Here is a 650-nt window from a genome sequence, read left to right as displayed (position 1 = left end):
GGGTGGTGACGGTCGTCCTGGCGCCGCTGGTGTGGGTGTCCCACGGGCAGGCCGGGCAGGTGGGGTGGCTCGTGGCGCCTGACTGGGAGAAGGCCGAGGCCCTCGTGAGAGCGGTCGCGGCCGGGCCCACGGGGGTGGTGTTCTGGACGTGCGTGCTGCTCGCGGTGGCCGGGGCGGTACGGGTGCGCCGGGTCGCGCGGGTGGCGGTTCCGCTGCTGGTACTGCCGCCGGCCCTGCTGATGACGGCCTCTCAGGTGCAGCCGCTGTATCACGAACGGTATGTGCTGTACGCCTTCGCGGGGGCGCCGTTGCTGGTGGCGGCGGGGGGTGAGTGGCTGGCCGCCGGGGCCCTGTCCCGCTTGCTGCCGGATCGTCGCGTGCCCGACCTCCCCCACGCGCGGGGGCACTTGAGCGCGGCAACCCCTGTCGTGCCGCGGAACGACCGTCGGCAGGCGGACGGTTGGCGTCGGCTGCCCGGTGCTCGCCCCTCTCTGTACGGGTGGCTCCTCGGCCGGGGTGACGGCGGGACGGGCGGTGGCGGTCGGGCGTCCACTGCGGTGCTCGGCGAACGTGGACGGTCGGAGGGTGACCCGGTGTCGGGGGTTCTGCTCGCCGACCACCGTGACCCGCAGCCGGACCACCCCCGCCAC

The 650-nt window shown here is 75.2% G+C and carries 1 pseudogene; it reads left to right on the top strand.

Annotated elements, in window-relative coordinates:
• Positions 1–71 precede the first annotated feature (71 nt).
• A pseudogene (locus GRC12_RS44880) lies at positions 72–650 on the top strand (hypothetical protein); the annotation flags it as partial.

Origin of the sequence: Streptomyces griseorubiginosus, assembly GCF_017614965.1 — a bacterium.
In the GTDB taxonomy this organism is placed as follows: Bacteria; Actinomycetota; Actinomycetes; order Streptomycetales; family Streptomycetaceae; genus Streptomyces; species Streptomyces griseorubiginosus_B.
Note: the sequence above shows the minus strand (reverse complement) of the source record. Positions and strands in the feature narration are given on the sequence as shown.